Source organism: Endozoicomonas sp. ISHI1, assembly GCF_024606225.1.
Lineage (GTDB): Bacteria > Pseudomonadota > Gammaproteobacteria > Pseudomonadales > Endozoicomonadaceae > Endozoicomonas_A.
Map to the genome: position 1 here is coordinate 1 of NZ_JAGRPU010000090.1, position 6052 is coordinate 6052.

Annotated in this window: 6 protein-coding genes; all 6 read right to left on the reverse strand. The window is 49.9% G+C overall.

Going from position 1 to position 6052, the window contains the following annotated elements; all coding sequences use genetic code 11:
- Positions 1 to 25: 25 nt before the first annotated feature.
- Positions 26 to 1564, reverse strand: a complete 1539-nt coding sequence (locus KBW69_RS23015; protein WP_257282452.1) for a C2H2-type zinc finger protein — start codon at positions 1562 to 1564, stop codon at positions 26 to 28.
- A 189-nt stretch (positions 1565 to 1753) separates the two neighbouring features.
- Positions 1754 to 3337: a C2H2-type zinc finger protein gene (locus tag KBW69_RS23020; protein ID WP_257282454.1), complete on the reverse strand. Its 1584-nt coding sequence runs from the start codon at positions 3335 to 3337 to the stop codon at positions 1754 to 1756.
- Entirely contained in the window at positions 3222 to 3461 is a 240-nt protein-coding gene (locus tag KBW69_RS24025) for a transposase (RefSeq protein WP_373690739.1), read from the reverse strand. The genes KBW69_RS23020 and KBW69_RS24025 overlap by 116 nt, the downstream gene beginning before the upstream one ends.
- Entirely contained in the window at positions 3388 to 5007 is a 1620-nt protein-coding gene (locus KBW69_RS23025; RefSeq protein WP_257282455.1) for a C2H2-type zinc finger protein, read from the reverse strand. Before KBW69_RS23025 ends, KBW69_RS24025 begins: the two co-directional genes overlap by 74 nt.
- A gap of 19 nt (positions 5008 to 5026) precedes the next feature.
- Complete coding sequence (locus KBW69_RS24030) at positions 5027 to 5257, reverse strand: transposase (protein ID WP_373690740.1); 231 nt, start codon at positions 5255 to 5257, stop codon at positions 5027 to 5029.
- The coding region (locus KBW69_RS23030) for a C2H2-type zinc finger protein (protein ID WP_257282456.1) at positions 5184 to 6052 on the reverse strand (869 nt) is incomplete at its 5' end. The genes KBW69_RS23030 and KBW69_RS24030, both read right to left, overlap by 74 nt.

Here is a 6052-nt window from a genome sequence, read left to right on the forward strand (position 1 = left end):
CTTCTGAGCCTATGACAAGCAGACATCAATCACTTGACTTTGCGTCATCAAGCTTTCGTTTTCGGTGTCGTCTTCTGTGATCCGAGAGGGCTTGAGCGTTTGGCAGGGTCTTCTGGCACTCAGGGCAACTTTGCTCTGGGGTGTGATCTTTTCTTTTGTGATTCGACAGGGCTCGAGCGTTTGGCAGAGTCTTCTGGCACTTGGGGCAGGTTTGCTCTCCGGTGTGATACAGACTTTTGTGAACCGACAGGGCTTGAGCGTTTGGCAGGGTCTTTTGGCACTCAGGGCAGGCTTGCCCTTCGGTGTGATCTTTTCTTTTGTGAGCCGACAGGGCTTGAGCGTTTGGCAGGGTCTTCCGGCACTCAGGGCAGCTTTGCTCTGGGGTGTGATTTTTTCTTTTGTGATCCGACAGGGCTTGAGCGTTTGGCAGAGTCTTCTGGCACTCAGGACAGCTTTGCTCCGGGGTGTGATATTTTCTTCTGTGGTCCAACAGAACTCTCGCGTTTGGGAGGATCTTCTGGCACTCAGGGCAGGTTTGCTCTGGGGTATGATCTTTTCTTTTGTGAGCCGACAGGGCTTGAGCGTTTGGCAGGGTCTTCCGGCACTCAGGGCAGCTTTGCTCTCCGGTGTGATATTTACTTTTGTGCACCGACAGGGCTTTCGCGTTTGGCAGGGTCTTCTGGCACTCAGGACAGCTTTGCTCTGGGGTGTGATATTTTCTTTTGTGATCCGACAGGGCTTGAGCGTTTGCCAGAGTCTTCAGGCACTTAGGGCAGGTTTGCTCTGGGGTGTGATATTGCCATTTGTGAGTGCTCAATGAGGCTTGAGAGCTAAATAATTTTTCACAGCCAGGGTGGTCACATCGGTATTTTTTGGAGCCTGCCTCCCTTTGTTTTTTCGCAGGAGGTGGTTTTAATGTTAATGCTGGACCGGTTGTGCTGTCAGCGCCTGAGACAACGGTCGGACCTTCTGCAGGATGGCTTACCGGGCCTGATTCCTGATCGCCTGTTTGCAAATAGACATCTGTTCTGTATGCGAAAGGGTCGTCTGAGGTTGAACGACACTGGATACTTGTGGAGGGAGCGAAGATACAGCGTCCTTGTCGATGACAACAGGGCTGTTCATGGCAATTTTCGTCTAGGCTATGTCGCGAGTCGGTGGGCCGGCCCGAATTTTCATCATTATGGTCGTTGTCGTGTAGAGAATGCGATTTTTCTGAATGTCTATTGAATGACTGACAGTGATTTTCTGGCCCCGTTGTCCCAGAATAGTTACCGCCGCCCGTTCCGTACATCAAAGTGATAATCTGAAATTTGTTTCGCCGACAGGTTTTGTCATCGCAAGGCGTGCCTGACCCTGAATATCCGTTTGTGCGGGTAATGTGTGATGGTTCGTTTTGCACCGAACTCCCATTGTTCATAGGCATTGCAGATAATGTGACCGGCTCAGTTTTTATAGACAAACTCTGGCTTGTCAAAGCCCCATTCTGGTTAACCTCAACGATAAAACGGTAGGTTTGTGGCTCAACCGGGCAAACGAAAGGCACAAAGACCAATACGTGCAAGAGTAGGCTTTTAATGGTTCTATCCTTTGTTTTCTATGGATAGGAGCAGTGAGGATAGACGAGAGGATAAGAGTTTTGTCATCGGTTGACCCGCCGCAGGTGAGAGACAGATGGACGTGAACATTGCACTTCAGCTCATGCGCAAACGTATACAGCGCCTTTCCCTTCTGAGCCTATGACAAGCAGACATCAATCACTTGACTTTGCGTCATCAAGCTTTCGTTTTCGGTGTCGTCTTCTGTGATCCGAGAGGGCTTGAGCGTTTGGCAGGGTCTTCTGGCACTCAGGGCAGGTTTGCTCCGGGGTGTGATCTTTTCTTTTGTGATTCCACAGGGCTTGTACGTTTGGCAGGATCTTCTGGCACTCAGGGCAGGTTTGCTCCGGGGTGTGATCTTTTCTTTTGTGATACGACAGGGCTTGAGGGTTTGGCAGGGTCTTCTGGCACTCAGGGCAGGTTCGCTCTCCGGTATGATGTTGACTTTTGTGATTCGACAGGGCTTGAGTATTTGGCAGGGTCTTCTGGCACTCAGGGCAGGTTTGCCCTTCGGTGTGATCTTTTCTTTTGTGATATGTCAGAGCTTGTCCGTTTGGCAGGGTCTTCTGGCACTCAGGGCAGCTTTGCTCTCCGGTGTGATATTTACTTTTGTGAACCGACAGGGCTTTCGCGTTTGGCAGGGTCTTCTGGCACTCAGGGCAACTTTGCTCTGGGGTGTGATCTTTTCTTTTGTGATTCGACAGGGCTTGAGCGTTTGGCAGGGTCTTCTGGCACTTGGGGCAGGTTTGCTCTCCGGTGTGATACAGACTTTTGTGAACCGACAGGGCTTGAGCGTTTGGCCGGGTCTTTTGGCACTCAGGGCAGTTCCGCTCTCCGGTGTGATATTGACTTTTGTGAGTCTTCAATGAGCCTTGAGAGATAAATAATTTTTCACAGCCGGGGTGATCACATCGGTATTTTTTGGAGCCTGCCCTCCTTTGTTTTTTCGCAGGAGGTGGATTTAATGTTAATGCTGGACCGGTTGTGCTGTCAGCTCTCGAGACAACTGTCGGACCTTCATCAGGATGACTTACCGAGCCAGATGCCTGATCGCCTGTTTGCAAATAGACATCTGTTCTGTAAGCGAAAGAGTCGCCTGAGCTTGAACGACACTGGGTAATTGTGGAGGGAGCGAAGATACAGTGTCCTTTTCGATGACAACAGGGCTGTTCATGACAATTTTCTTCAAGGCTATGCCGGGAGTTGGCAGGCCGGCCCGAATTTTCATCATTATGATCGTTGTCGTATGGATAATGCGATTTTTCTGAACGACTGTTGAATGACTGATCATGACCCTCTGGCCCCGTTGACCGGGAATAGTTACCGCCGCCCGTTCCGTACATCAAAGTGATGATCTGAAGTTTGTTTCGTCTGCAGGGTGTGTCATCAGTCGGTGAGCCTGACCCAGAATATCCGTTTGTGCTGCTAATGTGTGATGGTTCGTTTTTCACCGACCTCCCATCGGTCATTGGCATTGCAGATAATGTGCCCGGCTCAGTTTTTATAGAAAAAATCTGGCTTGTCGAAGCCCTATTCTGGTTAACCTCAACGATAAAACGGTAGGTTTGTGGCTCAACCGGGCAAACGAAAGGCACAAAGACCAATACGTGCAGGAGTAGACTTTTAATGGTTCTGTCCTTTGTTTTCTTCGGATAGGAGCAGTGAGGATAGACGAGAGAATAAGGTTGACCCGCCGCAGGTGATAGACAGATGGACGTGAACATTGCAATCGAGATCATGCCCGAACGTGTGCAGTACCTTTCCCTCCTGAGCCTGTGAAAAGCAGCAATCAATCACTTGACTTTGAACCATCAAGCTTTCTTTTTCGGTGTTGCCTTCTGTGATTCGACAAGGCTTGAACATTTGGCAGGGTCTTCTGGCACTCAAGGCAGGTTTGCTCTCCAGTGTGATATTGACTTTTGTGAACCGACAGGGCTTGAGCGTTTGACAGGGTCTTCTGGCAATCAAGGCAGGTCTGCTCTGGGGTGTGATCTTTTCTTTTATGAGCCGACAGGGCTTGAGCGTTTGGCAGGGTCTTCTGGCACTCAGGGCAAGTTCGCTTTGGGGTGTGATATTTTCTTTTGTGATTCGACAGGGCTTGTACGTTTGGCAGTGTCTTCTGACACTCAGGGCAGGTTTGCGCCGGGGTGTGATCTTTTCTTTTGTGATACGACAGGGCTTGAGGGTTTGGCAGGATCTTCTGGCACTCAGGGCAGGTTTGCTCTCCGGTGTGATATTGACTTTTGTGATTCGACAGGGCTTGACTATTTGGCAGGGTCTTCTGGCACTCAGGGCAGGTTTGCTCCGAGGTGTGATCTTTTCTTTTGTGAACCGACAGGGCTTTCGCGTTTGGCAGGGTCTTCTGGCACTCACGGCAGGTTTGCTCTGGGGTGTGATCTTTTCTTTTGTGATTCGACAGGGCTTGAGTGTTTGGCAGGGTCTTCTGGCACTCAGGGCAGGTCTGCTCTCCGGTGTGATATTGAGTTTTGTGATCCGACAGAGCTTTCTCGTTTGGCAGGGTCTTCTGGCACTCAGGGCAGGTTTGCTCCGGGGTGTGATCTTTTCTTCTGTGGTTCGACAGGGCTTTCACGTTGTGCAGGGTCTTCTGGCACTCAGGGCAGGTTTGCTCTCCGGTGTGATATTGCCTTTTGTGAGTGCTCAATGAGTCTTGAGAGCTAAATGATCTTTCACAGCCGGGGTGATCACATCGGCATTTTTTGGAGCCTGCCTTCCTTTGTTTTTTCGCAGGAGATGGATTTAATGTTAACGCTGGACCGGTTGTGCTTTCAGCGCCTGAGACAACTGTCGGATCTTCAGTGGGACGGCTTTCCAAGCCAGATTCCTGATCGCCTATTTGCATATAGACATCTGTTCTGTAAGCGAAAGGGTCGTCTGAGGTTGAACGACACTGGATACTTGTGGAGGGAGCGAAGATACAGCGTCCTTGTCGATGACAACAGGGCTGTTCATGACAGTTTTCGTCAAGGCTATGCCGGGAGTCAGTGGGTCGGCCCGAATTTTCATCGTTATGGTCGTTGTCGTATGGATAATGCGATTTTTCTGAACGACTGTTGAATGACTGATCATGATCCTCTGGCCCCGTTGACCGGGAATCGTTACCGCCACCCGTTTCATACATCAAAGTGATGATCTGAAGTTTGTTTCGTCTGCAGGGTTTGTCATAGGGTAGTGAGCCTGACTCTGGATATACGTTTGTGCGGGTAATGTGTGATGGCTCGTTTTGCATCGGCCCCCAATCGGTCATTGGCATCGCAGATAATGTGCCCGGCTCAGTTTTTATAGAAAAAATCTGGCTTGTCGAAGCCCTATTCTGGTTAACCTCAACTGTAAAACGGTAAGTCTGCGACTCAACCGGGCAAACGAATGGCACAAAGACCAATACCTGCAAGAGTAGACTTTTAATGGTTCTATCCTCTGTTTTCTATGGATAGGAGCAGTGAGGATAGACGAGAGAATAAGGTTGACCCGCCGCAGGTGATAGACAGATGGACGTGAACATTGCAATCGAGATCATGCCCGAACGTGTGCAGTACCTTTCCATCCTGAGCCTGTGAAAAGCAGCAATCAATCACTTGACTTTGAACCATCAAGCTTTCTTTTTCGGTGTTGCCTTCTGTGATTCGACAAGGCTTGAACATTTGGCAGGGTCTTCTGGCACTCAAGGCAGGTTTGCTCTCCAGTGTGATATTGACTTTTGTGAACCGACAGGGCTTGAGCGTTTGACAGGGTCTTCTGGCAATCAAGGCAGGTCTGCTCTGGGGTGTGATCTTTTCTTTTATGAGCCGACAGGGCTTGAGCGTTTGGCAGGGTCTTCTGGCACTCAGGGCAAGTTCGCTTTGGGGTGTGATATTTTCTTTTGTGATTCGACAGGGCTTGTACGTTTGGCAGTGTCTTCTGACACTCAGGGCAGGTTTGCGCCGGGGTGTGATCTTTTCTTTTGTGATCCGACAGGGCTTGTACGTTTGGCAGGATTTTCTGGCACTCAGGGCAGTTTCGCTTTCCGGTGTGATATTGCCTTTTGTGAGTCTTCAATGAGGCTTCAGAGCCAAGTGATTTTTCACAGCCGGGGTGATCACATCGGTATTTTTTGGAGCCTGCCTTCCTTTGTTTTTTCGCAGGAAGCGGATTTAATGTCAATGATGGATCGGTTGTGCTGTCAGCCCCTGAGATAACGGTCGGAACTTCAGCAGGATGGCTTACCGGGTCAGATTCCTGATCGTCCGTTTGCAAATAGACATCTGTTCTGCAAGCGAAAGAGTCGTCTGAGGTTGAGCGACACTGGATACTTGTAGAGGGAGCGAAGACGCAGCGTCCTTGTCGATGACAACAGGGCTGTTCATGGCAATTTTCGTCGAGGCTATGTCGGGAGTCGGTGGGTCGGCCCGAATTTTCATCATTCTGGTCGTTGTCGTATAGATAATGCGATTTTTCTG

Excerpts from the sequence above, each read along its gene's own strand:
- KBW69_RS23020 (WP_257282454.1), bottom strand. The coding sequence starts at position 3,337 with ATGATCTCGATTGCAATGTTCACGTCCATCTGTCTATCACCTGCGGCG.
- KBW69_RS24025 (WP_373690739.1), bottom strand. The coding sequence starts at position 3,461 with ATGTTCAAGCCTTGTCGAATCACAGAAGGCAACACCGAAAAAGAAAGC.
- KBW69_RS24030 (WP_373690740.1), bottom strand. The coding sequence starts at position 5,257 with ATGTTCAAGCCTTGTCGAATCACAGAAGGCAACACCGAAAAAGAAAGC.